The 25207-nt window shown below is 63.8% G+C and carries 24 protein-coding genes, 1 pseudogene and 1 riboswitch; of the genes and pseudogenes, 11 read left to right on the top strand and 14 right to left on the bottom strand.

The genetic code is table 11. The annotated features are described in order from the left end of the window. From AC56PL_RS19950 to AC56PL_RS19930, 5 genes and pseudogenes are all read right to left on the bottom strand, one after another. Positions 1-1626 (bottom strand): ABC transporter substrate-binding protein, encoded by a 1626-nt coding sequence (locus AC56PL_RS19950; protein ID WP_497154923.1) that lies wholly within the window; start codon positions 1624-1626, stop codon positions 1-3. Beyond that, positions 1623-1772, bottom strand: coding sequence for a hypothetical protein (locus AC56PL_RS19945; protein ID WP_497154922.1), 150 nt, complete (start codon positions 1770-1772; stop codon positions 1623-1625). Before AC56PL_RS19945 ends, AC56PL_RS19950 begins: the two co-directional genes overlap by 4 nt. Next, positions 1769-2878, bottom strand: a complete 1110-nt coding sequence (locus tag AC56PL_RS19940; protein WP_497154921.1) for an LLM class flavin-dependent oxidoreductase — start codon at positions 2876-2878, stop codon at positions 1769-1771. The genes AC56PL_RS19945 and AC56PL_RS19940 overlap by 4 nt, the downstream gene beginning before the upstream one ends. Positions 2879-2962: 84 nt before the next feature. Further along, positions 2963-4029: pseudogene (locus AC56PL_RS19935) on the bottom strand (LLM class flavin-dependent oxidoreductase). Between the two features lie 32 nt (positions 4030-4061). Continuing rightward, a riboswitch (SAM riboswitch) is annotated at positions 4062-4156 on the bottom strand. 306 nt (positions 4157-4462) lie between these two features. Continuing rightward, on the bottom strand, positions 4463-4927 hold the full coding sequence (locus tag AC56PL_RS19930; protein ID WP_495518334.1) for a MarR family transcriptional regulator: 465 nt from the start codon (positions 4925-4927) through the stop codon (positions 4463-4465). A 135-nt stretch (positions 4928-5062) separates the two neighbouring features. On the opposite strand from AC56PL_RS19930, the gene AC56PL_RS19925 reads away from it, so the two are divergent. The 4 genes from AC56PL_RS19925 to AC56PL_RS19910 are packed head-to-tail and all read left to right on the top strand — an operon-like array spanning position 5063 to position 8484. Further along, entirely contained in the window at positions 5063-5575 is a 513-nt protein-coding gene (locus tag AC56PL_RS19925) for a VOC family protein (protein ID WP_497154920.1), read from the top strand. A 44-nt stretch (positions 5576-5619) separates the two neighbouring features. Beyond that, positions 5620-6393, top strand: coding sequence for a pirin family protein (locus tag AC56PL_RS19920; protein ID WP_497154919.1), 774 nt, complete (start codon positions 5620-5622; stop codon positions 6391-6393). 25 nt (positions 6394-6418) lie between these two features. Continuing rightward, entirely contained in the window at positions 6419-7507 is a 1089-nt protein-coding gene (locus AC56PL_RS19915; protein WP_497155300.1) for a maleylacetate reductase, read from the top strand. After that, entirely contained in the window at positions 7507-8484 is a 978-nt protein-coding gene (locus tag AC56PL_RS19910; RefSeq protein ID WP_497154918.1) for a sigma-70 family RNA polymerase sigma factor, read from the top strand. Before AC56PL_RS19915 ends, AC56PL_RS19910 begins: the two co-directional genes overlap by 1 nt. On the opposite strand, the gene AC56PL_RS19905 is transcribed toward AC56PL_RS19910, so the two are convergent. From AC56PL_RS19905 to AC56PL_RS19895, 3 genes are all read right to left on the bottom strand, one after another. Beyond that, complete coding sequence (locus AC56PL_RS19905) at positions 8409-9005, bottom strand: carboxymuconolactone decarboxylase family protein (RefSeq protein ID WP_497154917.1); 597 nt, start codon at positions 9003-9005, stop codon at positions 8409-8411. The two genes, AC56PL_RS19910 and AC56PL_RS19905, sit on opposite strands and share 76 nt — an antisense overlap. Before the next feature lie 92 nt (positions 9006-9097). Then, positions 9098-10597: a flavin-containing monooxygenase gene (locus AC56PL_RS19900; protein WP_497154916.1), complete on the bottom strand. Its 1500-nt coding sequence runs from the start codon at positions 10595-10597 to the stop codon at positions 9098-9100. Continuing rightward, positions 10594-11718, bottom strand: coding sequence for an FO synthase (locus AC56PL_RS19895; RefSeq protein ID WP_497154915.1), 1125 nt, complete (start codon positions 11716-11718; stop codon positions 10594-10596). The genes AC56PL_RS19900 and AC56PL_RS19895 overlap by 4 nt, the downstream gene beginning before the upstream one ends. 128 nt (positions 11719-11846) lie before the next feature. On the opposite strand from AC56PL_RS19895, the gene AC56PL_RS19890 reads away from it, so the two are divergent. After that, positions 11847-13202, top strand: coding sequence for a ClC family H(+)/Cl(-) exchange transporter (locus AC56PL_RS19890; protein ID WP_497155299.1), 1356 nt, complete (start codon positions 11847-11849; stop codon positions 13200-13202). Between the two features lie 37 nt (positions 13203-13239). Here the strand turns inward: AC56PL_RS19890 and AC56PL_RS19885 are convergent, their stop codons facing one another. Then, positions 13240-13938, bottom strand: a complete 699-nt coding sequence (locus tag AC56PL_RS19885) for a GNAT family N-acetyltransferase (protein WP_497154914.1) — start codon at positions 13936-13938, stop codon at positions 13240-13242. Further along, complete coding sequence (locus tag AC56PL_RS19880; RefSeq protein WP_497154913.1) at positions 13935-14789, bottom strand: ParA family protein; 855 nt, start codon at positions 14787-14789, stop codon at positions 13935-13937. Before AC56PL_RS19880 ends, AC56PL_RS19885 begins: the two co-directional genes overlap by 4 nt. A gap of 221 nt (positions 14790-15010) precedes the next feature. Here AC56PL_RS19880 and AC56PL_RS19875 point away from each other — a divergent pair, with 221 nt between their 5' ends. Next, positions 15011-16252 (top strand): TY-Chap domain-containing protein, encoded by a 1242-nt coding sequence (locus AC56PL_RS19875; RefSeq protein ID WP_497154912.1) that lies wholly within the window; start codon positions 15011-15013, stop codon positions 16250-16252. Positions 16253-16308: 56 nt separating this feature from the next. On the opposite strand, the gene AC56PL_RS19870 is transcribed toward AC56PL_RS19875, so the two are convergent. Beyond that, positions 16309-17019, bottom strand: a complete 711-nt coding sequence (locus tag AC56PL_RS19870) for an alpha/beta fold hydrolase (protein WP_497154911.1) — start codon at positions 17017-17019, stop codon at positions 16309-16311. A gap of 25 nt (positions 17020-17044) precedes the next feature. Between AC56PL_RS19870 and AC56PL_RS19865 the strand changes: the two genes are divergently transcribed. Together AC56PL_RS19865 and AC56PL_RS19860 are read left to right on the top strand one after the other, a co-directional pair. After that, complete coding sequence (locus tag AC56PL_RS19865) at positions 17045-17179, top strand: hypothetical protein (RefSeq protein WP_497154910.1); 135 nt, start codon at positions 17045-17047, stop codon at positions 17177-17179. A 197-nt stretch (positions 17180-17376) separates the two neighbouring features. Beyond that, a complete protein-coding gene (locus AC56PL_RS19860) occupies positions 17377-18195 on the top strand; it encodes an alpha/beta fold hydrolase (RefSeq protein WP_497154909.1) in 819 nt (272 codons plus the stop codon). A 68-nt stretch (positions 18196-18263) separates the two neighbouring features. Here the strand turns inward: AC56PL_RS19860 and AC56PL_RS19855 are convergent, their stop codons facing one another. Next, on the bottom strand, positions 18264-19586 hold the full coding sequence (locus tag AC56PL_RS19855; RefSeq protein WP_497154908.1) for a uracil-xanthine permease family protein: 1323 nt from the start codon (positions 19584-19586) through the stop codon (positions 18264-18266). A 32-nt stretch (positions 19587-19618) separates the two neighbouring features. Between AC56PL_RS19855 and nhaA the strand changes: the two genes are divergently transcribed. Further along, the gene (gene nhaA, locus AC56PL_RS19850; RefSeq protein WP_497154907.1) at positions 19619-21103 is read left to right on the top strand and encodes a Na+/H+ antiporter NhaA; all 1485 of its coding nucleotides are present in this window, start codon (positions 19619-19621) and stop codon (positions 21101-21103) included. Between the two features lie 210 nt (positions 21104-21313). Next, positions 21314-22375, top strand: coding sequence for a DUF2776 family protein (locus AC56PL_RS19845; RefSeq protein WP_497155298.1), 1062 nt, complete (start codon positions 21314-21316; stop codon positions 22373-22375). 124 nt (positions 22376-22499) lie between these two features. Here the strand turns inward: AC56PL_RS19845 and AC56PL_RS19840 are convergent, their stop codons facing one another. Both AC56PL_RS19840 and AC56PL_RS19835 read right to left on the bottom strand, forming a co-directional pair. Further along, the gene (locus AC56PL_RS19840) at positions 22500-22763 is read right to left on the bottom strand and encodes a LuxR C-terminal-related transcriptional regulator (protein WP_497154906.1); all 264 of its coding nucleotides are present in this window, start codon (positions 22761-22763) and stop codon (positions 22500-22502) included. A gap of 372 nt (positions 22764-23135) precedes the next feature. Further along, positions 23136-23894 (bottom strand): DUF8548 family protein, encoded by a 759-nt coding sequence (locus AC56PL_RS19835; RefSeq protein ID WP_497154905.1) that lies wholly within the window; start codon positions 23892-23894, stop codon positions 23136-23138. A gap of 58 nt (positions 23895-23952) precedes the next feature. Here AC56PL_RS19835 and AC56PL_RS19830 point away from each other — a divergent pair, with 58 nt between their 5' ends. Next, positions 23953-25056, top strand: a complete 1104-nt coding sequence (locus AC56PL_RS19830) for an HNH endonuclease (RefSeq protein ID WP_497154904.1) — start codon at positions 23953-23955, stop codon at positions 25054-25056. Positions 25057-25207 lie beyond the last annotated feature (151 nt).

Genomic DNA, 25207 nt, shown 5'->3' with positions numbered 1-25207 from the left:
TCAGTTCCCGGAGATCCAGGTATCGAAGAACACGAGTCTTGCCGACGCGTCGAACTTGACGCCTTCCGTGTTCGACGCGGTACCGATGACCTGTGACAGTTCGGTCGTGGGGATCCAGAGCCCGTCCGAGATGACCTGCTCCTGCGCGGTGGCGAGCAGGACGTCGCGCTGCGCTTTGTCCGTCGTCGCGAGCTGCTCGGTGAGCGCCTCATCGAGCACCGGGATCGGGCCACGCCGATTCAGGTTGCGGCTCTCGAGTCCAAAGGTCGTTCGCAGGATGTCGCCATCGGCGCGAGTGCTGTTGTAGTACAACGCGTCGTAGTCTCCACTGCCCTGCAGCGCGGTGAACTCCGCGTTCGAGAGGAGCCCGAGTTGCAGGTCGATCCCAACGGCCTTCAGCTGTTGCTGGACCAACTCGAGAATTGCCTGATTGCCGGTGAACACAGCACTGAACGAGAGCGTGAAGGAGAGCTTCTGGCCATCCTTCTCCCGGATTCCATCGCTACCTTCGACCCACCCTGCCTGGTCCAGAATCGAGCGTGCCTTGTCCTGGTCGAAGGTCACCTCCGACGACAGGTCCGTGTACCCGGGGGTATTCGCGGCCAGGGCACTGGTCGCGACATTGAAGTCGTCACCAAGGACGGTGTCGACAAGTTCTTGACGATTGATGGCCGGGATGATCGCCTGCCGCACAGCCGGATCGGTGAGTACTCCACGAGTCACATTGGGCTGGAATCCGAACGTGATGCCCGGATTCGGTGTGGTGAGAACCTGGCCACCGACCGCCTCGATCTGTGGCGCGTCCTGGGGCAGCGCGTCACTGACCGCGTCGAGCTGATCGGACGACAGCGATCCCGTGCGCACACCCGACTCGGGGATCACCGTGAAGTCGATGCGGTCGAGATATGCCTCGCCGGTATGCGCGAATACCGGTGAGCTCCAGTTGTAGCCGGCGCGCTTGGCCAACGACACCGACCGATCCTGCTGCCAGTCCGAGTAGGTGAACGGGCCGCTGCCGATATTGGTTCCGAGGCAACGCTCTTCGACGGTCTGAGCGACGGTGGCATCGGCCTGCAGGCCGAGCTGCGAGGTCGACGTGGCCTGCAGGAACTGCGCGTTCGGTGTGCTGAAATCCACCTTGGCCGTCAGCGGGTCGAGCACCGTTGTTCCGGTATAACCGGACAGATAACTCGAGGCCAGCGGGGTTTTCGCGGCACCGAGCGCGAGAATGGAGTCGAAGTTCTTCTTCACCGACTCCGCGGTGAGCGGCGTGCCGTCACTGAAGGTCACGCCGTCGCGGAGCTTGAAGGTGAAGGATTTTGCATCCGGGCTGATCTCCCAGCTCTCCGCCAGCCACGGCGTGATGTCGCCGGTCTGGGGATCCTGGTCGGTCAGGGAGTCCACCACCTGGCGGGTGACGTAGATCGTCTGGTTGCTGGCCCCCTGTGCCGGATCCGAACAGGTCGGCGCCCCGGACAGTCCGTAACGCAGGGTTCCACCCGGCGTGGCGGGGCCGGCGTCGCCCTCGCCACCGGAGGCGTCGGACCCGCAGGCACTGAGCAGGGTTGCTGCCATCAGTGCAGCGCCGAACACGGCGAGTAGCGGTCGGGACACACGTGCATTCATCGATTTCCTCCGTCGATCCTGGCGGTAGCACGCTTCTGCGGCGAAGCGGCGGCTGCTTCACCCGCTGTCAGCTCACTGATGAGGTTAAACCGTTGCGCCCCAATATCTTCAATAAAATCAGCTTGGTTTTGAACCAACTCGATCACGCCACACCCTGGATGTTTCTGTCGCGCTTTGCGACTTCCTCACGAACGATCGGAATCACATACCGGCCGAAGTCGATCGCGTCGTCGAGCAGGTCGTAGCCGCGGGCCGAGAGGATCTCGATCCCGAGGTCGTGGTATTCGAGCAGCGCGGCCGCCACCGTCTCCGGAGAGCCGACCAGCGCATTGGAATTTCCGCCGCCCCCGGTTGCCTTGGACGTCGCCGTCCATCCCGCGGCTCCGAAACGGTCGACTGAATCAGCGATCTCGAGCAGACGTTGGGAACCGGCGTTCTGAGGCGATGTCAGGGAGAATCCGCGTGGGAACTGGGCGGCACCGGCCGCACGGGCATTGAGCTGACCGAGTATCGATTCCGCCTTCTGCCAGGCCAATTCGTCGGTCGGCGCGATGATCGGCCGGAACGCGACCTGTAGCCGCGGGCGATCCGCACGACCTGCAGCCTTCGCGGACGCGGTGATCGACGCGATCTGCTCGGCCGTGTTCTCGAGGGGTTCACCCCACAGCGCATAGATGTCGGCCTCGGCGCCGCCGACCGCATAGGCCGCCGCCGACGACCCACCGAAGGAGATGTCTGGCCGAGGCTGCGCAACCGGGAAGACATCGGAGACGAAGTCGTTGAACCGGTAGTAGGTGCCGTCGTGGTCGAACGGTTCGCGACTGGTCCACGCCTTCTTGACGATCTGGATGTACTCCCGGGTGCGTTCGTACCGTTGGTCTTTCGACAGGAAGTCACCCTCCCGCTGCTGTTCGGTGTCGTTGCCACCGGTGATGAAGTGCACCGTCACCCGGCCCCCGGAGATCTGGTCGAGTGTCGCGAAGGTCTTGGCGGCGAATGTCGGATACGAGACATTGGGACGGTGCGCCAGCAGGATCTCGATGCGTTCGAGATTGCTCGCGATGTACGAAGCGGCCGCCGCGGGTTCAGGCGTACCGGCACCATAGGCGAACAGGATCCGGTCCCACCCGAAATCCTCGTGTGCACGAGCGAGTTTGAGCGTGTACTCCCGGTCGAACGAACTGGCGGTGGTACGAGGATGGATCTCGGTGCCGTCATTCGTGGCAGCGATCCCCAGGAACTCTACTGGCATGTTTGTCCTTTTCGATGAATTAGATGAAGCGAGCGAAGGTGCGCCTGCCGACATGCATCGACGGCGGGACCCGGGTCGAAGCAGTCATGACAGCACCTCCAACGCGGCGGGTGTGGAGATTGGGCGACTCGGGATCTCACGCCTGAGCACCGGGGCGATCTCGGACTGGAAGAGTTTGAGGGAATCGCGATGCTGGGAGTCGGTGAGGCCGCTGGCATCAGCGTGCAGATGCATGACCTCATGGCCGAATTTCTCGTGATACCGCAACACTTTGTCGATCACCTGCTGCGGGCTCCCGAGCAGCAGCGAGCTGCGTTCGATGGCGTCTTCGAGGGTCGGAAACACCAGCGGCAGACCGAATGACCCGAGTCTGGCCACGGTGGCATCGAAGATCGGGCGGTATGTGTTGATCGCATCCTGCGAGTTCTTGGTGGCGTAGTACCCGGCTGATCCCGCACCTACGAGGGCATCGGCCGGATCGTGCCCGTATGCCGCCCACCGCGCTCGGTAGTAATCGATCAATTCTGCATAGGGTTCGATCGGGTTGGTGACATTGGCCGAGAACAGCGGATCCCCGTAAAACGCTGCCAGATCCACTGATTCACGGCTGGTGGCGCTGCCGTGCCAGACGCGAATCTTTTTCTGCAGCGGACGGGGTAGCGCCTCCGCGTCGGTCAACGATGGTCGGTACTTGCCCGTCCAGGTGACGGTGTCGTCCTGCCACAACCGTCGGAAGAGTTCGTACCCTTCCCGGTTGCGCTCCCACTGGTCGGCCTCGGTGACGTGGAACAGCTTGGCCTGCGCGGTGCCGTTGCCCTTGCCGATCATCAGTTGCAGTCGGCCACCGGAGAGGTTGTCGAGGGTCGAGTAGTCCTCGAAGGCCCGCACCGGATCGAGCAGACTGAGCGTTGTCACCGCGGTGAACAGTGGATCGTCGAAGTCCGTGCGGCGATGTTACTGAGAACCACCGGTGGCGACGAGGAGATGAACGGCCTCTCGTGCCGCTCGCCGACCCCGAAGCCGTCGAAGCCCAATTCCTCTGCGAGAACCGCGTTGTCGATCACTTCTCGAAACCGCTGCGCCGGTGACACGGTCTCGCCGGACAACGGGTGAGGCGTGTGGGTGATCAGACTGATCAACAGAAACTTCACCCGGACTCCTGAACTGATGGCATGACACACAACCTTCATCGGTCCCGGCAGTAGCACCCGCACCCGCCGAGGCGGGGGGTTGCTGCGACGTCAGCGAGCCGGGTCTCTCAGTCGCTCTTGATGATCCTTGTGCACAGTAGGCCGGTGCCCATAACGCGTCAAACGATGAATCAACTTGCCCGACAGACGGTGTGAGTCACCTCGGTGCCGTGGCCAGGGATGCTCTGCTCCCCCGACGAACGGACCGATGGACCTTTCCGAAGCATTGCCGCAGCACAACAGCCTTCAGAGCGATCCGGCCTGCCCGCGGCGATCGCAGGCGTGCAGCACGACGCGTCACGATCACCCGCCGCGTACACGATTAGATTCAGCCGGGTTCAAACCCCCCGTCATCAACGATCGCGGGGCTGACGGTGTCGACTGAACGGGCCGCCTACTCGGGCGCCTGCAGTAGGTGCTCGCGGGTCTCGGCGAATGCTCGCCCCAACACGGCAACGTCGCTCGGACTGAGCAGGTCGAACATGTTTCGCCTCACCTCGGCGACATGTCCGGGGCTCGCCGACGTCAGCTTCTGCATCCCGGCGTCGGTCAATTCCGCCATCATGCCGCGTTTGTCGTCTTCGCATTCGACGCGACGCACCCATCCGGCGTCCACCAGACGACCGATCGCCCTGGTGGCGCCGCTTCTTGTGGTCGTGATCGCATCAGCCAGATCCCGCATGCGCAGTCGGCGTTGCGGCGCCTCGGACAGGATCACCAGCAATTCGAAGTCGGTGAACGACAAACCCGCATCCCGGGCCAGCTGCTGATCGAGTGTCCGCAGCAGCAACCGGGTGGCATCCAGGTATGCGCGCCATGCCTGCTGCTCGTCCTCACTGAGCCACTGTGTTGGTTCCACGGCTAGAGCATAACCAAAGTAGTTGACAAAGCAACTAGTTGCGGTACGCTACCGAAATAGTTGACGACGCAACCATTTACCTATGGCAACTCGAAGCGCACACTGGATGAAGACCCCGCACCGAAAGGACCGGCCATGAGCACCGCCGACACCGACGAGAAGCGCCTGCAGGAATATGCGGGCAAGCGTGAGGCGATTCGCGCCAAACACCTGGCACCTACCGAATCCCGGCCCGCCTCCTCGGCGCGCGGTCTGCACCACACCGCACTGGTCAGCAGCGACGTCGAACGGACCGTGCGCTTCTACCAGGATCTGCTCGAGTTCCCGCTGACCGAACTCATCGAGAACCGCGACTATCCCGGATCGTCGCACTTCTTCTTCGACATCGGCAACGAAAACCTGTTGGCGTTCTTCGACTTTCCCGGCCTCGACGTCGGCCCGTACCAGGAAGTCCTCGGCGGGCTCCATCATGTCGCGATCAGTGTCGAGCCGCAGCGCTGGAAACACCTGCGCGACAAACTGATCGACGCAGGCGTCGAACTCATCGAGCACAGCGAGGTGTCGCTGTACTTCCGCGACCCCGACGGGGCCCGCCTCGAACTCATCGCCGATCCCCTCGGCGAGATGTACGGCTCTCACGTTCTCTAGACCGGCTTTCTTGCGATAGCGCTCCATTCGAAAGGCCCCCACTGATGACCACAGCACCACCTCCCACCCGCTTCGACGTCCGCCGTGCCGACAGCCGCTTCACGACCAACGCCGGTTGGCTCGACTCCAAACATTCCTTCTCATTCGGCCCCCACTACGACCCGGCCAACACCCACCACGGTGTGCTGATGGTCAACAACGACGACATCGTCCTGCCCCGGCAAGGTTTCGACACCCATCCCCATCAGGACATGGAGATCGTCACCTGGGTTCTGCAGGGCTCCCTGGTCCACCAGGACTCCATGGGAAACAACGGCGTGATCTACCCCGGCCTGGCACAGCGGATGAGCGCAGGCACCGGGATCATGCATTCGGAGAAGAACGATGTCTGGCGCCAAGACAGTGCCGACCAGACCCACGATCCCGTCCACTTCGTCCAGATGTGGGTCGTCCCTGATGAAGCCGGCATCACACCGGGCTATGAACAACTGGAGATCGACCACGAGTTGTTGTCCGGCGGATTCGTTCCGGTGGCCTCGGGCATGCCGCAGTACGTCGACCATTCGGCGATCCGCATCAAGAACCGTTACGCCACCATGCACGTGGCGAGGATGTCCCCCGGACAGCATCCGCTGACACTGCCCGACGCTCCCCTACTGCACGTCTTTGTCCCGCGCGGCGACGTCGCGATGGAGAGTGTCGGGGACCTCGGCGATGGCGACGCGGTCCGCGTCCACGGCGGTGGCGGACAACAATTGACCGCCACCTCCGATGCCGAGGTCATCGTGTGGGAAATGCATGCCGCGATAGCGGCCTGAAGGCGCCGGGCACGTGGCAGACCCGATCCGAACCTTCACCGATCCCGGCCCGCCGTCGCGGATCGTGTTCGGCAGCGGCACCCTGGCCACCGTCGGTGACGAGGTCGGCAGGCTCGGCGGCAGTCGGGTTCTGCTACTCGCCGGGCCGCGGCTCGAGTCCCTGGCCACCGAGCTCACGCACCAGCTGGGCACTGCGCTCGTGGCGCGCTTCGACGGCGCGGTCGTGCACACGCCGCTGGAGGTCACCGAGCGCGCGATGGGGCTGGCCGAAGCGGCAGACGTCGACTGTGTGGTGGCGATCGGCGGTGGTTCGGCAACCGGACTGTCGAAGGCACTGGCCGTGCGCGGCGGATACGACCAGATCATCGTTCCGACCACCTATGCCGGCTCCGAGGTGACGCCGGTACTCGGCGAAACCATCGACGGGGTCAAGACCACACGCAGTTCGCCGGCCATCCTGCCCGAGACCGTCATCTACGACGTCGACCTGACCATGGATCTGCCTACCGCGATAACACTCACCAGCTCGATCAATGCCCTGGCGCATGCGGTCGAGGCCCTGTACTCGGCCGACGCCAATCCGGTCACCGACCTCATGGCACTCGACGCCGTCACCGCGATCAACCACGCACTCCCCCGTGTGACGGCCGATCTCCACGACGCACAGGCCCGATCCGACCTGCTCCGCGCCGCCTGGCTGGCCGGCAGTTGCCTGGGATCTGTCGGAATGGGCCTGCACCACAAGCTCTGTCACACCCTGGGCGGCAGTTTCGGCCTGCCCCACGGGCCGACGCATACCGTCGTGCTGTCGCATGTCATGGCCTACAACACCCCCGCCGCACCGGAGACGATGGAGCGCATCGCCAATGCCATGGGTGTGCCCGATGCCGCGGCAGGCGTCTACGACCTGGTGGTGCGGCTCGGCGGGCCGCTATCTCTCTCCGAACTGGGTTTCGGCCCCGAATCCATCCCCCGCGCAGTCGAATTGATCACCGCCACGCCGTATCCGAACCCCAGGCCGGTCATGCCTGCCGGCATCGGCGAGCTCCTCACCGATGCCACCTTCGGCCACCGTCCACCTGTCGGTTCGACGGACCGACCTACCATGCAGTGATGGGAACACTGGGCGAAGATTTCGAACAACAGCGCAGCCGGCTGTTGTCGGTGGCGTATCGGATCACCGGCAGCATCAGCGATGCCGAAGACGCGGTTCAGGAATCCTGGCTGCGTCTCGACGCGGCCGACCACGACTCGATCGACGACCTCGGCGCCTGGCTGACGACCGTGGTCGGTCGCATCTGCCTCGACCGCCTCAAATCCGCGGCTGCCAAACGTGAAAGCTATGTGGGGCAATGGCTTCCGGAACCGATCGTGACTCCGATCGCCCTGGCACCCGAATACGGCGATCCGCTGCACGCCGTCATCGCCGCCGAGGACAGTCGGTACGCCGCCATGGTGCTGTTCGAAACCCTCACTCCGGCCATGCGGGTGGCCTTCGTCCTCCACGACGGATTCGGCGTTCCCTTTGCCGATGTCGCCGACATCCTCGGCTCCACGACCGCGTCGGCACGCCAGCTCGCCTCGCGCGCTCGCCGGACCGCCGCCGACGTACCGGCCCCGGTCAGTGACACCCAACAGGCCGAGGCCGTCGGCAGGCTCGTCGCGGCGATGGCAAACGGCGACATGGATGCGGTCCTGGCTGCACTGGATCCGGACGCCATGATCGTCGGCGACGCCAACCGCACCGCGCCCACCGCGGTCAAACCGATTCGCGGCGCGGTCGGTGTCGCCAGATTCCTCTTCGGGCTCCTCCGCCGGTACGGACCCGACATGCTCAACCTGCAGATTCCGGTACGGGTCAACGGTGAACTGGGAACCTACTCCGCCGGCTGGACGGACGAGGGAGACCGCCGCGCCTCACCTGCGCGCGTCATCAGCTTTGTCGTCCGTGATGGCCGAGTGTTGTCCGTCTACGACATCGCCGATCCCGCCAAGCTGGCCGCGATCGACGCCGGTCAACTCCGGTCGGCGCCAGAGGCAGAGTCACCGGTCGCCCAGGGCACCCGACAGGAATCGGTCGAGAATCCCTGATCGGTGATACCCAGCGCCGCATACATTCGTGCCCGCTGATTCTCCAGCGAGATGTGATAGCTCAATTCGATCAGACCGTCCATTCCGAACCGCTCGCGGAGGTCGTCCACCTGCTCGTCGGTGACCGTGGGCGGCGTCGCTGTCACCGCGTCCGCATAGGCGATCGCGGCACGTTCGTCGTCGCTGTAGAACGGTGAGGTCTCGTAGTCCGCGATGTGGCTGAGGCGATCGATGTCCAGATCGTCGTGCTTCTGCAACATGGTGCCGAAGTCGACGCACCACGAGCAGCCGACGACCCACGCCGTCCGATATACGGCGATCTCACGGATGTTCGGCGGCAATACCTTCGATACGCGTTCCACCGCGGTCTCGTGTATCGCCGATGCCGTGAACAAACCCCGATGATGTGCCAGGACGGCAAAGGGTTCGGGCACCGACCCCAACCGGCGCTCGGCGTATCGATATACCCCCTTGACGATCAATCCAGCGTCTCGAGGTGCCACTGCTGGTACGCGTGCCATGTCTGTTCCTCCCACTCTGTGGGGCGCGATGTGCGCCTCTATGGGGTAGACGAGATAGCAGGCGAAAACGTGACAGATCCGCGGAAGACTACTCAAACCGGGAGGTCGACCGAGTCCGGCGCCCACAACCGCTCGTAGTGATACGGGTCGAAGGTTCCGTTCCGCTCCCGGAACGAGCGGCCGGTTCCGGGCCAGAGCAGCGTGAGCCGGCGACTGGTCGGATCGAGGTACCAGCTGCTGCAACCGCTGAGCCACACCGTCGACGCACTGCGTTCGTCGATCTCCCGGGTGTAGGCCTGTTCGGCGGCGGCCGTCACCTCCACCGCCCGGGTTCCGCTGTCGTTGAGGTGATCCAGGGCGCCGAGCACATAGTCGATCTGGGTTTCGATCATGTAGATCGCCGAATTGTGGCCCAGCGCCGCGTTCGGTCCGTCGAGTACGAACATGTTGGGGTATCCGCTGATGGCCGTGGACGCATACGACACCATTCCGGCCTGCCAGTGCTCCGAGAGCCGTTCCCCGTCGACCCCGACGATCCGGGTCGCGAACTCCGGGCGGGCCGCCGAGAAGCCGGTCGCCATCACCACGGTGTCGAGCTCGTAGGCCTTCCCGCTGGCCGCGACGGCCCGGGCGCCGTCGAACTGCGCGAGCGCCGACGGCTCGAGCGCGACGTTCGGCCGGGTCATGGTGGGAAAGAAGTCGTCGCTCAACAGGATTCGCTTGCAGCCGATTTCGTAATGCGGTGTGAGATCGGTGCGCAGTTCCGGATCGGCGACCTGCGCGTGGAGATGGCCCAGCGCCCGGTCGCGAATCTGGTCGATGTCGGGGTGCAGGCCGCGACGCTGGCCAAATGCCTTGTCCGCCTCCGTGAACAGCTCTTCACGAAGGCGATCGGCATTGGCCTTCACCCGTAGTTCTTCGCGCTCGGCCGCGCTGTACTGCCGGTTGCCGCGCGGGACCACGTACGGCGCGCTGCGGGAGAAGACCACCAGCTCCTGCGCCCGCTGCGCCAGTTCCGGGACCAGCTGGATCGCCGAGGCACCGGTACCGACCACGCCGACCCGAGCACCGTCGATCGGTGCCGTGTTGTCCCAGCGCGCGGTGTGAAAAACACTGCCCGGGTAGGCATCCATGCCCGGGATCGGCGGAACGAGGGGGTCGGCCAGACGCCCCACCGCGACCACCAGCACCCGAGCCCGGAGCTCACCGGCCGTTGACGAGACCGCCCAGCACAATTCATCGGGCAGCCACCGTGTCTGGGTCACGTCGACACCGAGGTGCAGATGCGGCAACAGCCCTTCCTCGGCGGCGGCCTGCTCGAGGTAGCTGTGGATCTGATCGCCTGCGGCAAACAGCGATTCCCAGTCACCCGGGGGACGGAACGAGAACGAGTACACGTGCGAGGGCACGTCGCAGGCCACACCCGGATACCGGTTGTCCCGCCAGGTGCCGCCGACCGCGTTCTCCCGTTCGAGGATCACAAAACTCTCGTCACCGCGTCGAGCGGTGCGGATTGCCATCCCGAGTCCGGCAAACCCGGCCCCCACGATCGCGACGTCGACGTAATCGGGCAACAGTTGCGGGCCGGTCATGCAAAAACCCGACGCAGGACGTCGCGGCGTTCGGCCGGAGGCGAACCGTAGGGGGTGGTGCGTTGCCGGACGGTCCGCCCGAGGTCCGCGGCCAGGCTCTCCACATCCGAGGGCAGCAGCTGTCTGCCGCTTTCCGGGCCTGCACTCGGCATCAGCGTCCCGTCGATCAGGACGCCTCCCACATCATCGGCACCGCCGCGCAGCACCGCGGTGAGCGCCTCGGCATCGAGTTTTGTCCAGGCTGCCTGGATGTGATCGAACGATTCGTGCAGCATCAGGCGCGCCACCGCATGCACCGCCCGCGTCTCGCGGAAGGACGGACCACGGGTCGCCACCTCACGCAGATGCGGCGGAGCGAGCTCCGGCAACATCGGCATCAGGATGAGTTCGGTGAAACCACCGGTCCGCGCCTGGATCTCGCCCAGCAGTCGCAGATGCGCGACCTGCTGTTCCGGCCGTTCGAGATGGCCGTAGAGCAGCGTCGCGGTGGACTTGAGGCCCACCTCATGTGCGGTGGTGATCGTCTCGACCCACGTCTGGACCGGCAGTGCCTGACCATTCGGCGAAAGCGCTTCACGGATTGAGTCATCGAGCACCTGGGCGGCGGTCCCCGGAACAGTGCTCACCCCGGCGGCCCGCGCAGCCAGAAGGAAGTCCCGGACGGTGATACCGAGGCGGTCGGCGGCATCGATGACCTCGGGTACCCGGTAGGCGTGCAGATGCATCTCGGGTGCGACGGCGCGGATGCGTTCGACCACTGTCAGATAGTCGCTCGCCGGCCGCGTCTCGGGCACCGGACCCTGCATGCAGATCTCGGTGGCGCCGAGCGTCCAGGCTTCGGTCACGAGGTCCTCGAGTCGCGGCGACGCGACGAGGTCGAGCACGGCACCGGTGTCGAAGTTCCGGTTGGCAACAAATGTGAGTTCGTCGCCGACTGCCTTCTGACGGGCGGAATCTGCCAATTCGCACAGTTCGTTCAGCTCGTCGCCCTGCGCTTGCAGCAGCAAAATCCATTCGGCATCGTCGAGTGGTGCCGAACCATCAGCGATTCGGCGCAGCGCTGGGCGCACCGTGGACCCGGGGAGCCGAGTGTCTTCGGCCCAGGACCTTCGCGTCGTCATCCTTCGACTCTAGAACCGGACCACGACCGGTGTTCGCCGCAGGTACACCTCAGGCACCCACGTGTCGGGACGACGGTCCGGGCGTGGTGGGCAACTAGAGTTACCGCAAAGTCGGCGATCCAGTGACAATCACCACGTCACAGCGGGAGAGGGCAGGCAAGTTGGCGGAATCTCGAGCGGTTTCCGACGATGGTCTCGAGTCGGTTCGCGGGATCGGGATCCTCTGCGTCCTGGCTGTTGTCTGCGGGATCTTGATCGGATTCATCGGCGGCGCATTCCGCTGGTGCCTGCGCGAAGCCGACCGGTGGCGCGGCGACATGCTCGAGTGGGCGCATGAACTGCCCGGGCCGGGCTGGCTCGTCCCGGTTGCCGTCACCGCCACCGGCGCCGGACTGGCCGCGCTGATCGTCCGATGGGTCCCACTGGCAGCGGGCAGCGGTATCCAGCACGTCGAGGCTGTTTCCCGTGGCGAAGCCGAGCCCCCACCATTGCGGGTGCTGCCCGCGAAGTTCATCGGCGGTCTGCTGTCGATCGGATCCGGACTCATCTTGGGCAGGGAGGGCCCGACCGTGCACATGGGGGCGGTGATCGGCGCCGAAGCCGGCCGCCGCGCTCGGCTCGACGACGGTGACTCGCGCCTGATGCAGACTTCGCTGGCCGGCGCCGGACTCGGCGTTGCGTTCAACGCCCCGATCGGGGGCGCGTTGTTCGTGTTCGAGGAGGTGACCAAGTCCTTCCGCCTCCGCACGGCCATTCCGACATTGTTGGCCGTTGCGGTCGGTGTGGGCTGTTCACGGATCATCCTCGGCGACGACCCCGATTTCGCAGTCAGGGCCGTCGACTCCCCTTCGATCACGCTGCTGCCGGTGTTCGTGGTCTTCGGCCTTCTCACGGGTTTGCTCGGGGTCTTCTACAACAGGTTGGTGCTCGGCTCACTCGATCTTCTTGCACGCTTCCCCGCCATCCCGAAACCAGTGAAAGCAGCCGCCATCGGCGCGGTCATCGGCGGACTCCTGGCGGTCGAACCGCTCGCGGCGGGCGGCGGTGATGACCTGGCACAGAGGTTGATCGGTGGCGGCAGCATGGCGCTGACCGCGGTCGCCGGCTACCTCGCGGTCCGATTGTTCGCCGGCCCGTTGTCGTACGCAGCAGCCACGCCCGGCGGTCTGTTCGCTCCGCTACTCGCAGTCGGCGCCCTCTGGGGTGTCCTATTTGTCGGTGTCGCAGACATTTTCGTGCCGGGCGTGGACTCGTCACTCAAAATCGCGATGGCCATCGTCGGTATGGCGGCATTTTTTGGCGCCGTGGTCCGGGCCCCGCTGACCGGGATGGTGATCGTCATCGAGATGACCGCGGTCACGTCGGTCACGGTCCCGATGATCGCCGCGACCGCGATGGCCGTGGTGGTCGCGCAGTTCGCAGGGTCACAACCGATCTACGACAGCCTCCGCGAACGAATGCTCCAGTCCAGGCCTCACGCGTGACCGCGCACCATGATCTGCCCTGGTCAGTCTGCCCTGGTCAGATCGCAGTCAAGCCGGTGGCCACCAGTCGCCGTCGCTCACGAAAACCGAGACGTCTGTACAGCTCGATCGCTGATGTGTTCGTGGTCGCCGCATGCAGGAAGGCCTGTTCATCGCGCGCTTCGATCTGCGCGACCAGAGTGTGGACGAGTCGCGCTGCCAACCCTTGCCCCCGATGGCTGTGGGCCGTGCAGATCGCGCTGATCTCGGTCCACCCGGGCACACGCATCCGCTCCCCCGCCATCGCCACCAGTTGTCCCCGGTCGCGGATACCCACATAGGTACCGAGTTCGATGGTCCGAACCGCAAACGGTCCGGGCTTGGTCGCGGCGGTCAGTTCCAACATCTCCGGCACGTCGGCCGCACCCAGGACCACGGCGTCCGGATCGCCTGCACCACTGACATTGTCGGCCATCATCTGCACGAGATCGACTGTGTTGGCCGGCCAATACTCGGGTACCTCGTACGGGTCGACACTGAACAGGATCGCCCCGGATGCCACCGCCAGTGCTGCCGCCGACGCCCAATCGTCAGGGGTGGGGTCGGCCGGGATCGACATGAACATCGAGACGTCCGGCTCGAATCGCCGCACCCGACCCCGGACCTGCGACACATTTGCATGAAACCCGTTGAGCGAAGCACCAATCGGGTCATCGAGGGCGAGCTGGTCGGCTATGGGAGCCGGTTGCGGTGTCATAGTTTCCGTTCTGCCTCCACCATCAGATTCCTTGTCAGTCCCCGGAACTGATCGAACTGGCCGTGCGTGCCGTATTTGATCTTCAACGTCGAGTACACCTGAAACTCCGCCGCACCCGCAATCGAATTGGACTCCGGCAGGTAGTTCGGCAGCACATTCTGGATATTCGGATCACGTCGCAGCTTCATGATCGTCGACTGGTGGACCGTCGAGTTCGCACGCATCTTGGTGATCACCACACCGAGTTCCACGATCTGGCGGCCGATCTCGTCGCTGAACTCTTTGACCCGCCGCTGGATCTGCGGGATTCCATGGGTGGACAACACATCCGGGATGGCCGGGATGATGTAGCCGTCGGCCATCGCCAATCCGTTGAGCGTGATCGGACCGACGTTGGGTGGGCAATCGACCAGGATGTAGTCGTACGAGTCGCGGATCGGCGCAATCGCGTCCCGGACAATGGTGACCGCGGCCAAGGTGTCGTCGGCCCGGACCCGCAGTGCGCTGACCTCTTCCTGGACTTCGATGAGGTCCAGCGACGACGGCAACAGGTCGAGGCCCTGCACCGTCCCGACCGGGGACACCGACCGCTGCACCGCGGTCCCGACAACAAAGTCACTGGTGCCGTCCAGTGCGTCGTTGAACAGTGTCGCCAGCGTCCGGCCGGCCCCATTCAGCTCTGACCAGCGCTGCTCACCGATCATCATCGTGGTCAGGTTGATCTGCGAATCGAGGTCGACGAGCAGTACCCGCTGCTTGAACTCACCCGCCAGGAATTCCGCGACCCCGGCAGTCACCGTCGTTTTACCCACGCCCCCTTTGAGGCTGATGGTCGCGATCACCTTGGCCATGCGGATGCTCCCTACAGCCGATTCACCGAACTGGCATTGCGATCAACTTACGACGGAGAGGCCCAGCTCACACCTCGATCAAAGTTCAGAGTCTCCGTCTGACCAGCTCCGATACCTGGTTGTCGGACCTTGCCGATAACCTAAAACGAGCTCAATGACCGTAACGATCAGATGCGCTATAGGGTCTCAGGCATACGGTCCAGCAACAGTCAGGAGCAACCATGACCGATCCGATCGACTTCGACAGTTCGATGGACGATTCGTGGGCTCGATTCCGGCTGTCCCTGGCCGACACCCTCGCCGATCTGAAGCACGGCGAGCGCCATGTCCTCGACCGGCCCGACCCGGCATTTGAAGAGCATGCGCAGGCGCTCACCTTCACCGTCACGCGCGCAGGCCGCATTCGCTGCGGGCTGTCGTCGGAATTCCCGCGGTATCTCTGGCCTGCCAACAGCGAGGCCTCTGCGGCCCTGCTCGAGCGCGGCTGGCGCGAACTCACCTCAGGTGAGTTCACGCTGACAGTCGGTCGTCGCCACGTCGACAAACTGGCCGTAGAGGCCACCTCGTTGATCCGGGAGCACTGGCAGGTGGTCCATCCCGCGTTCTTCGACCGGCCCGCCCTGGGCAGCGACGACGACGGGGCGCCACCAGCAGACGTTTCGGTCCGACCGAGCGGTCCGGCCCATCTACAGGCCCTGGTCGAGGGAGTCCTCGCCCAGGTGACCTGCGACCCCATCACAAAAGACCACGATGGGGACATCACCTTCACGCTCGGTGGCCTCACCTCGTGGCTGCGTGTGCGGGCCACCGGGTCATACATCGATCTGTTCACGATGCTCGCGCCGGACATCGACACGAACCCACACGTGCGCGCAGTGTTCGATCTCCATGGGCCGCACTGGCCCGAGATCGACTTCGTCGTCTCCCGCAACCATGCCGTGGCCCAGATCAGCATCGACGCGAAGGTGTTCACACCCTCAGCCGTCGAGGACGCCCTGCATACCTGGTTCAAGTTCATGCGTATCAGTGCCGGCCTGATCGCGCGCGAGATCGCCTGCGCAGGCGTGACAGGCGAAGTCGCGGCGGCATCAACTGATCCAGCCGACCTCTATGACGGTCTACCGCCCGCCCTGATGGTCCTGCTGCACCTCGATCCGGAGGGCACCGGCACCCTGGCCCCACACGAGGTTGCCGAGATCTGCGACTACGACCGCGACGCGATCCTGAGGTACCTCCGGATCAGCACCGACGAGGCAATCTCCTGGCGTCGCGCCGCCGACGACGCCGCAGAACGTGGCGACCGGGACGAGGCCCGCGCCTGCCTCCACGAGGCCGACGGGTGGACCCAGACCAAGGAAACCTTGCGGGCCGGTCTACGTGCGGTGGTGTTGCCCGACAACCCAACACGGCGGCGCAAAAGTCTGCCGACATCCCCCGACGTAGAGGCACTCCGGCCAGACTGACCTCGTCGGCCGAGCGGCCTCGCTTGCGACGGTCTTCAGCGGTCGTCCGCGTGCATTCATCCCGTCGTCTGTGCGTCGAATCGGGCCAGATCCAGCGCTTCCAGAAAGCCCGCGAAGTCGTCGAAATGAACAACGTGCCCGGCGTTACGGACGGAGCGCACGTCGAATCCGGCGGCACGCAATTCCGCGGCCCGTGCCGCGGGCACCAGGTGGCTCGGATCGGCGAGCACCACAATGGATCGAACAGCCGGCGCAGTCACTCGCGCTGAAGTGAACGAACTCAGACCGTCCAGGATCCGCTCGTCCCACTGCCCGAGCGCGGCCAGTTTGCGAGCCTTGCTCCCCTCACTCCATTTCGGGTACACCACGTCGACATCCTCGGCAGTCCAACCTTTCTGCGCGCGGAACGAGTCCACGACGGCCGGGTCGACCGCCACACTCCAGGCCGGGTCCTCATAAACGGCCACGCCGGGACGCAACACTTCGACGGCGTGCGCCAAGACCAACCCACCGAGCGAATGTCCCAGCGCCAGCGCCGGTTCCGCAGGCACCGCGTCCAGAACTGCATCCACCAGTGCCTCGACCGAATACTCGTCGAGATGCTCACTGTGTCCGTGTCCTGGCAGATCGACGGCATGCACGTTGAAGCCACGACGGGCGAGTTCCGGTCCGACCTCCCACCACGACTCCGACGAGTTGCCGAGGCCATGGATGAGAACCGCGTCGCGATCTCCACTCCCCCACCGTCGGACATTGACCCGAACCATGAAGCACCTCCGCCATAGATTATTCGTGCGTCGGACATTACGGGCAGTTTCGCCCCGGCGAGAACAGTTCTGCCTCACGCTGGCCGGATGGGTACAGGCCAACGCGGACTTCCTCGGCGGCGACCCTGAACTCCTCGACGAGTCGGCAGGCCCGGCATGACTTCTTCACTGTGGGCGAACCTCCGCAGCGGAGATCGTGCTACCGATATTCGTCCAACCACTCGAGATGCCTTGTCCCAGTGCAACAGCATCGGCAAGCAGCCCGTCCCGAGCAACACGGTCTCATCGCTGGACACGTCCAGAGCACTTTGCTACTACTGAGTGGTCAAGGGGCGCGAGGGGGGCGTGGTGACATCTATGAACCGGGCTGGATCGGGTGAGCCGGTGCTGCTGCTACACGGATACACCTTGTCCCATCATTCATGGCACAGCGTTGTCGACAACCTCTCACGTGACTACGACGTCCTCGCGTTGACGATGCCAGGACACTGGGCCGGACCTCGGCTGCGACTGCGCGATGTAGGGGTCCGCGGGATCGCCGATGGCGTAGAACGTGAACTCGACAAGCTCGGTTGGGAAACCTGTCATATCGCCGGAAGCTCGCTGGGCGGAGAGATCGGATTCGAACTCGAACGCCGCGGCCGCGCGAGATCCCTCGCTGCGATAAATCCCAGTGGCGGATGGAAACGGTTTTCCTACACCGAGTTTCGACTTGGCTTGGTATTCGTCGCACAGTTTCCACTCGCCGCTGCTGCCCGCATGTTCGGGGATCGCGTGACAACTCGCGAGGTCTTTCAACGCCCGATCATCCGAAACTGCGTCCATGACATGACTGCGGTCGTTCCCGACGACGCGGTGAACACGATCCGCGCAGTTTCTCGCTGTCCCATTTACCTGCCGATGCAACTGGCCTATCTCCGCGATGGACCGCTCACGGACCGAGCCATCCGTCGTGTCACCGCGCCGGCATCGTTGATGCTGTCCGAGTTCGACACCTTCCTCACCCGGAACAAGTGCATGCAGCGACTGATCGATGAACTGCCCGACCACGTCGAAGAGGTCACCCTCTCCGGCGTCGGCCACATTCCGATGCTCGAGAACCCCGAAATAGTTGCTGACGCCCTCCGCGCCCACTTGACCAGGGTGGCTGGTCAACAACCCTGGCAAGCATCCTGATCCGCTGGGCTACAGGGCTGACCGGACGATAAAGGCACCGCCGACGGTCGGCCACTGCGCGCTCGCCCCTACTCCACGTCGGCCTTGTCCACCACAACTGTTCCGCGCCAGCCGCCGACCACCCGCATGACGTGGTAGATCAGCAGTGCCGCAATAGCTCCGAGCGCGATTCCACCGAAGCTCAAATCGCCGATGGTCCAAGAGAAGTCAGCGATGGCGATGACGAGTGCGATGGCTGCGGTGAACTGGTTGACGGGCTTGGAGAAGTCCACCTTGTTGGTCACCCAGATATGCACTCCCAGGATTCCGACGAGGCCGTACAGCGCGGTGGTCACACCACCGAGGACACCCGGCGGAACCGATGCGATGACCGCACCCACCTTCGGCGACATACCCAGCAACACGGCGGCGATGCCTGCCACCCAATAGGCGGCAGTCGAGTACACCTTGGTGGCCGCCATGACACCGATGTTCTCGGCGTAAGTCGTTGTGGCAGAACCGCCACCGCTACCCGCCAAGACCGTGGCGATACCGTCGGCGGCCAACGCCCGACCGATCTTGTGGTCGTAGTTGATACCGGTCATGGTGTTGATCGACTTGACGTGCCCGATATTCTCGACCACCAGTACCAACACGACCGGCAAGAACATCGGCAGCACGGACAGATGGAACGTCGGCGCCTGAAAGTCGGGCAGGCCAACCCAATCGGCGGCTCCGATGGGATCGGTGTCGACCTTGTCGCGAACCAGTGCAAACAAATAGCCGATGACGACACTGGTGAAAATCGCGAGCCGTCCGAGCAAACCCTTGAACAACACCAGCGAGGCGATCAGCAGCACCAGGACCAGCGTGGCCGTAACCGCATCCTGCTCGTAGTTCGACTTGGCGGTCGGCGCGAGATTCAGGCCGATCAGCGCGACGATGGTTCCGGTCACGATCGGCGGCATCAAAGCGTGGATCCAGCCGGTGCCCGCGAATTGCACCACCACGCCGATGACGATCAGTACCGCGCCCACCATCACGATGCCGCCCAGCGCCGACCCGTGACCATGCGAGGCCGTCGCGGCGAGTACCGGTGCGATGATCGCAAAACTCGAACCGAGGTAGCTCGGCAACTGGTTGCGCGTGATGAGCAAGAACAGGATCGTGCCGATGCCGGAGAAGAGCAGCGTCGTCGCCGGCGGGAATCCGGTGAGGACCGGCACCAGGAAGGTCGCACCGAACATGGCCACCACGTGCTGCAATCCGATGCCCACCGTGCGCGGCCACGACAGCCGTTCCTGCGGTGCAACCACCTCGTTGCTACCGACCAGCGACCAGCCGAACAGCGGTGACCGGGCATCAGTCACCGCTTCGCCGGACTCAGCCGGCCTCAGATCTTCCTCAGACATGGGCAACAGTCTGCCGCGTGAGCAGCCGATCGATGCCATCGCCTCTGATTCCTGCGCCACCTGCCGATGCCTATTTGCCAGGCGGTAACGTTACCGGCGGTGTGCCGGGAAGTCTGGTCGGCCGCGTGCTCCTACCGTCGATCGATGGTTCGTACGTGTCGCCCTTCGCCGACCCATGGATAGGACACAACGTGTCAGCACAGGACCGAAAAACCCCATCGCCACTCTTTGCCCGCGGCTCTTGGGCTGAGTCATCGCGCATCGCCGACATCCTCCGCAAAGAAACCATCGGTGGCGCAATCCTGCTGGTGGCGACCGTGGTTGCGCTGATCTGGGCCAATTCGCCGTGGTCCGATTCGTACACCGATCTCAGCGAGTTCCAGGTCGGCACGGACGCATTGGGCGTCCACCTCGACTTGTCCCTGGCCACCTGGGCTGCCGATGGACTGCTCGCGATCTTCTTCTTTGTCGTCGGCCTTGAACTCAAGCGTGAATTCGTTGCCGGGGACCTCCGTGATCCGAAGCGTGCGGTCCTTCCGATCGCCGCGGCAGTCGGCGGCATGGTCGTGCCTGCCGTCATCTTTGTGGCGTTCACCGCCCACGTCGGAGATGGCGCCACCGCAGGCTGGGCTATTCCCACCGCGACCGACATCGCGTTTGCGGTCGCGGTCCTGGCAGTGATCTCTACGCATCTACCGGTGGCTCTGCGGACGTTCCTACTCACCCTCGCTGTGGTCGACGACCTCCTTGCCATCACCGTGATCGCCGTCTTCTACAGCGAGGACATCGACCTCGGCGCCCTCGCGCTCGCCGCGATACCGCTGGTGCTGTTCGCCATCTGCGTCCAGCGCCGAATCCGATCCTGGTGGCTACTCATTCCGCTGGCCGCCCTGACCTGGGTGTTCATCCATGAGTCCGGGATCCACGCCACGGTCGCCGGTGTTCTGCTCGGGTTCACCGTTCCGGTTCTCCGGAGCAAGGCGGCCGGCGGCCCGGAAGCCGGAATCGGTCTGGCCGAGCACTTCGAACACCGAATCCGGCCCATCTCGGCGGGCATCGCCATCCCGATCTTCGCGTTCTTTGCCGCCGGCGTCGCGATCGGAGGTCTCGACGGCCTGACCGATGCGTTGAGTGACCCCATCGCCCTCGGCATCATCTTCGGTCTCGTCTTCGGCAAAGCAATCGGTATCTTCGGCACCACCCGACTGCTGTCGGCGTTCACGCGGGCCTCCCTCGACGCCAGCGTTCGCTGGATCGACGTCCTCGGCATCTCGATACTGGCCGGCATCGGATTCACCGTGTCCCTACTCATCGGTGACCTTGCCTTCGGCCTGGGCTCCGAGCGCGACCAAGTCGTCAAGATCGGCGTGCTGACCGGATCTCTGTGCGCAGCGCTGATTGCATCGGTCCTGCTGCGAGCCCGAAACCGGCACTACCGCAGGATTCAGGAAGAAGAAGAGCGCGACGACGACCACGACGGCATCCCGGACATATACCAAAACAGGGACAATCTCTGAACCGGAATTCCTGAAACGAGGGCATCTGCGTATCCGGCAATCCGCTCAACGTCGCCCGTTGGCGCGAAACGGGTCGGCCCTCTTTCCTACCGTGGTTTACTGCAAACACGGGATCTGGACCACCGCTCCACCCCAGATGCCCACCTCAGAAGTATCGAGCATCACTCCTAACGGTGTGATTACCGGCAACGCTACGAGGTCGTGAGTGGCATGAATTACTGGATGAGTGTCGTCTTTCGTGCGATCCCGTTGGCCATGGCGGGGGTGTGTATCGGCTACGGCATCTTCATCTGGACGGATGGGGACGCGCCGGGCAACTTCGTCGCCGGCCGGGTGGTCACTTTCCTCGCTGCGATCTGCATCTGCCTTTTTTGTACCGCCGCCACGATTATCCGGCAGTTGATCGGCCGCTTCACCATCATCGACAAGATCTTCTATCCGACGCTCGGATTCCTCGTGGCGATCGGAACGTCCGTCTACGGCATCATCATCTTCGCCGAGGCGGAAGGACAGGGCAAGGAGTATATCGCCGGACACGTCGTCTTCGGCCTCGGGCTGATCAGTGGATGTGTTGCGACGGTCGCGACCGCATCCACCAAGTTCTCGCTCATCCCGCAGAATTCGAGTCAACCGGAGAATGACAAGCACCCGCCCACCGCAGCGTTTGGAGGGGCATCGGTGCTGGTGTTGTCGCTGATCCCGATGGCGTTGGCCATCACCGCGTGGGTGTTCGCGATCATCAATTTGGTGCAGACCACGACCCCGGGACGGTTCACGGTCGGTCACGTCGTCGCCGGCCTGGCGATGATCTGCACGAGCCTGATCGGCTTGGTACTCAGCATCGTTCGACAGGTACAGAACACCTATCAGCCGAAGGAACGGACCGTCTGGCCTTGGCTGGTGATCGCCATGGGGTCACTGGGTGTCGTCTGGGGAATTGTTGTCCTCGGCATGAACAGCAAGGAGTACTACCTGACGCCAGGTTTCTTGCTGATCGGGCTGGGACTCGTCTGCTTCAGCATCCTCAGCAAGGTCGCCCTGTTGGCCCTGGTGTGGCGACGGACGTTCAGCCTCGCCAACCGCGTACCCCTCATTCCCGTCCTCACCGCCCTGTGCTGCTTGTTCCTCGCCGCCTTCGTCTTCCAAGGAGCGGTGGACAACTCGAACCTGTTCATCGCCCCTCGTGTGCTCACCGGATTGGGCGCGATCTGTTTCTCGCTCTACTCCATCGTGAGCATCCTGGAGAGCGGCACCTCGTCCGAGGATGAGTAGCCATCAATCGAGCTGGCAACATCGGCCCCGTGGGGTCCGGCGAGGCGTGTAGTCCTTCGCCAGCCTGCGGAGGCCGATGTGGTCGCGTTTTGCCCGACCCGCCAGGGAGTCGTACGAGTCTCGGTCAGAGCTCCTCAACCGTGATGAGACCGTCCTGAAGTGCGCGGGCCAACAGCGACGTCTTCGATGCCGCCGACCGACCGACAGCATCGTATTTGTCACGGATGCGAGCGATGTGGGTGTTCACGGTCGCCGAGGAGATGAACAGCGTGCGGGCAGCAACGTCCTTGGAGTCGCACAAAAGCCACGCACGAAGGACTTCAATCTCCCGCGCACTCAAGCTCGGCCTGGCTACTATCTCGACTGTGGCCTGATTCATCGTGAACATCTTCGATCCGATCATTCGGTCGGCAGCCGACGGATTGACTGCCTGTCTCCCATGAAACTAATGGCACGGTCCGACAACTTCCAGCCAGCCGTTCCGTTGGCCCCAGAACTGGTGTCATCGTTAGCAACGCAAAAAATATGGATGAAAGGTGCTGTCCGCCTTGCATTTGCAGATCGGTCAGCACCCGCGCCCGATCCCTCGCCAACCTAACTATTTGAATTGGAAAGTGTCACTTTAAGGTTCCCGCATCGGGATTCAGCCCTCCCTTCTGGACCGAACACCAACTCAGCCGCTCATCGAGTTTGGGATGCCAGCCTCCCCGCCACACACCGGACGGTCCCGAAGAACCGCCCGGCGCGTGAGATGCACCCGCTACTCAGTGGCCACCGGCAGGACGGGTTCGCGTACCGGGCGCTTGGACCCCAGCCGCCAGATCGCATGCTCCGTGTGGCCAACGTTCCAATGCTTCTGTGCTGCAACATTACTGATGATCTCGCCCGCCATGGAGGGAGTCACTTCATCAACGGGAAGATCCAAGACGCGCGCAACATAACCGACGATTGAGCGATCGACCTTGACGGCGGAGACACCGGCGAGCGTCAACACATTCGCCCACGTGACACCCGATCGTTGTCCCGGCACCGCGAGCCACGATTTCTTGACCGCGTCGAGGGCATCGGAATCGGCCACGTCGCGCAAGTCTGCCGCAGTATCGATTCCGAGATCGACAAGCCGGCTCGCAACATCGTTGACCGCCTGCGCTTTCAGCGGCGCACCGGGCGTCGACGACGTCGGCCTCCGATTACCGATCGTTGATGCCCACTCCGACGCGTCACCCAACTCGCGAAAAGTCTTGAGTAACTCGGGCGCTCCGTCCTGCGTGATGTCGCCACCCTGTGCGGCGCGGTAGATGCCGTACCGCTCGACGATGTTCTCAACGGTCACATGCCGCGCCCCCGTCGAATAGATCGCATCAATGATGCACAGCGCCAACGCTTTCGGATAGGCGCGCGGCGCGATCCACTGCGCTGGGTCTCCCAAGTCTCGTTCGCACGCGCTCGCGAGCGCACCGACACGAAATTCCACCCCTACAGACATGATTTCCCCCTTGTTGCCATCGCCCATCCCCATGGGCGACTCGTGGGCGCACCGTATCGCCGGGCACCGACAAGCCGGATACCGTTGCACCGTGCACAACCTCGATGCCCGTGATCCACTCGCACTTGGCCAGCAACTCATGAACGTGCTCGAGGAAGGTCGCCGCGTCGCGACCTACAAGCTCGCGACCCTGCTGGCGTTGCTCGACCATGCCGTCGAGAACACCCCCGTCGACCCGAACGCAGCATTGGATGTTGATCTCGACGACCTCGCCGACCGGGTCATCGCGCTCTATTGGCGGCAAGTCCGAGAACTCGACGGTCACTATCTGAGGCAGTCGACCAACCCGACCGCGCGAATCCCCAACGCAGTGCGCGCGCTCAAGTTCGCCACCTCGCCACCGCGTTTCGAGATAGCGGTGGAGGTCGCCAACCGCCGTGCGCCAGAGCTGTATTCGTCGACGCGCGAAGTAGTGAAACTCACCCTGGTGCAACAGCCGCTGCATCGACTGCAGCGGGTCACGAAGGATCCGGAGCACACCTGTTTTCTCTATGACGACAGTTGGATGCACGACAAGGTGTCCGCCGCAGCCATTGCACAGCAGGGCAACATCATTCGACTCTTCCCTGGTGTCGGGCACGCGTTGGCTCGACTGTCTGCACTGTTGAAACCTGCCCTGCAGATCGCCTGGGTGGACGATGTTCGACGGCTGAACCCATTCCTCCAGGACGACACCCCGGATCTTGCCGGACACCTCTTCGGCATCGACCGGATCTCACTGGACCGCGCTCGAGGCGTGCTGTATCGGGAATATGGTGCGCAGTGCTTCTACTGCCGCGGCGGTATGGGCACCGGAGCACATGTCGACCATGTACTCCCCTGGTCGCGTGTGGGCATCGACGGCCTCGCCAACCTCGTTCTTGCCTGCCCGAGATGCAACGGAGCCAAGTCGAACCTTCTCCCGGCGCCGGTCCATGTCCACAGTGCGCTCGCACGCGGACAACAAAGGATCGACGCGTTGGCGGCTTCGATTGACTGGCCGAGCCAATACGAGCGGACCGCCGCCGCCGCGCGAGGCCTGTATTCGACGCAGCCACCGAATACCCCGATGTGGCTCGGTCGCGAATCGATCGAACTGCTGCAGCCAGATTTCCAGTGGTCCAATCCGCGAGCGACGTGGTCCACGAACTCCTAGGGCATCTCCGATGCAGCTCCACCCACGATCGGGGCCGCGAAGGGGGCGAATAAGTGAGACACCCGCTCACGATGTGAGCTGAAATACATCCGCGACCGTGAACGCGGGGTGCACTGATCAGACATAACGTTTGACACATAGAGTGTCAAAG

This window comes from Williamsia sp. Y721, from assembly GCF_059683565.1.
The sequence above is the reverse complement of the archived record's forward strand: the minus strand, read 5'-3'. Positions and strand labels throughout refer to the sequence as shown.

Excerpts from the sequence above, each read along its gene's own strand:
- AC56PL_RS19950 (WP_497154923.1), bottom strand. The coding sequence starts at position 1,626 with ATGAATGCACGTGTGTCCCGACCGCTACTCGCCGTGTTCGGCGCTGCA.
- AC56PL_RS19940 (WP_497154921.1), bottom strand. The coding sequence starts at position 2,878 with ATGCCAGTAGAGTTCCTGGGGATCGCTGCCACGAATGACGGCACCGAG.
- AC56PL_RS19925 (WP_497154920.1), top strand. The coding sequence starts at position 5,063 with ATGAGCACCGCCGACACCGACGAGAAGCGCCTGCAGGAATATGCGGGC.
- AC56PL_RS19920 (WP_497154919.1), top strand. The coding sequence starts at position 5,620 with ATGACCACAGCACCACCTCCCACCCGCTTCGACGTCCGCCGTGCCGAC.
- AC56PL_RS19910 (WP_497154918.1), top strand. The coding sequence starts at position 7,507 with ATGGGAACACTGGGCGAAGATTTCGAACAACAGCGCAGCCGGCTGTTG.
- AC56PL_RS19905 (WP_497154917.1), bottom strand. The coding sequence starts at position 9,005 with ATGGCACGCGTACCAGCAGTGGCACCTCGAGACGCTGGATTGATCGTC.
- AC56PL_RS19900 (WP_497154916.1), bottom strand. The coding sequence starts at position 10,597 with ATGACCGGCCCGCAACTGTTGCCCGATTACGTCGACGTCGCGATCGTG.
- AC56PL_RS19895 (WP_497154915.1), bottom strand. The coding sequence starts at position 11,718 with ATGACGACGCGAAGGTCCTGGGCCGAAGACACTCGGCTCCCCGGGTCC.
- AC56PL_RS19885 (WP_497154914.1), bottom strand. The coding sequence starts at position 13,938 with ATGACACCGCAACCGGCTCCCATAGCCGACCAGCTCGCCCTCGATGAC.
- AC56PL_RS19880 (WP_497154913.1), bottom strand. The coding sequence starts at position 14,789 with ATGGCCAAGGTGATCGCGACCATCAGCCTCAAAGGGGGCGTGGGTAAA.
- AC56PL_RS19875 (WP_497154912.1), top strand. The coding sequence starts at position 15,011 with ATGACCGATCCGATCGACTTCGACAGTTCGATGGACGATTCGTGGGCT.
- AC56PL_RS19870 (WP_497154911.1), bottom strand. The coding sequence starts at position 17,019 with ATGGTTCGGGTCAATGTCCGACGGTGGGGGAGTGGAGATCGCGACGCG.
- AC56PL_RS19860 (WP_497154909.1), top strand. The coding sequence starts at position 17,377 with ATGAACCGGGCTGGATCGGGTGAGCCGGTGCTGCTGCTACACGGATAC.
- AC56PL_RS19855 (WP_497154908.1), bottom strand. The coding sequence starts at position 19,586 with ATGTCTGAGGAAGATCTGAGGCCGGCTGAGTCCGGCGAAGCGGTGACT.
- nhaA (WP_497154907.1), top strand. The coding sequence starts at position 19,619 with ATGCCATCGCCTCTGATTCCTGCGCCACCTGCCGATGCCTATTTGCCA.
- AC56PL_RS19845 (WP_497155298.1), top strand. The coding sequence starts at position 21,314 with ATGAATTACTGGATGAGTGTCGTCTTTCGTGCGATCCCGTTGGCCATG.
- AC56PL_RS19840 (WP_497154906.1), bottom strand. The coding sequence starts at position 22,763 with ATGTTCACGATGAATCAGGCCACAGTCGAGATAGTAGCCAGGCCGAGC.
- AC56PL_RS19835 (WP_497154905.1), bottom strand. The coding sequence starts at position 23,894 with ATGGGGATGGGCGATGGCAACAAGGGGGAAATCATGTCTGTAGGGGTG.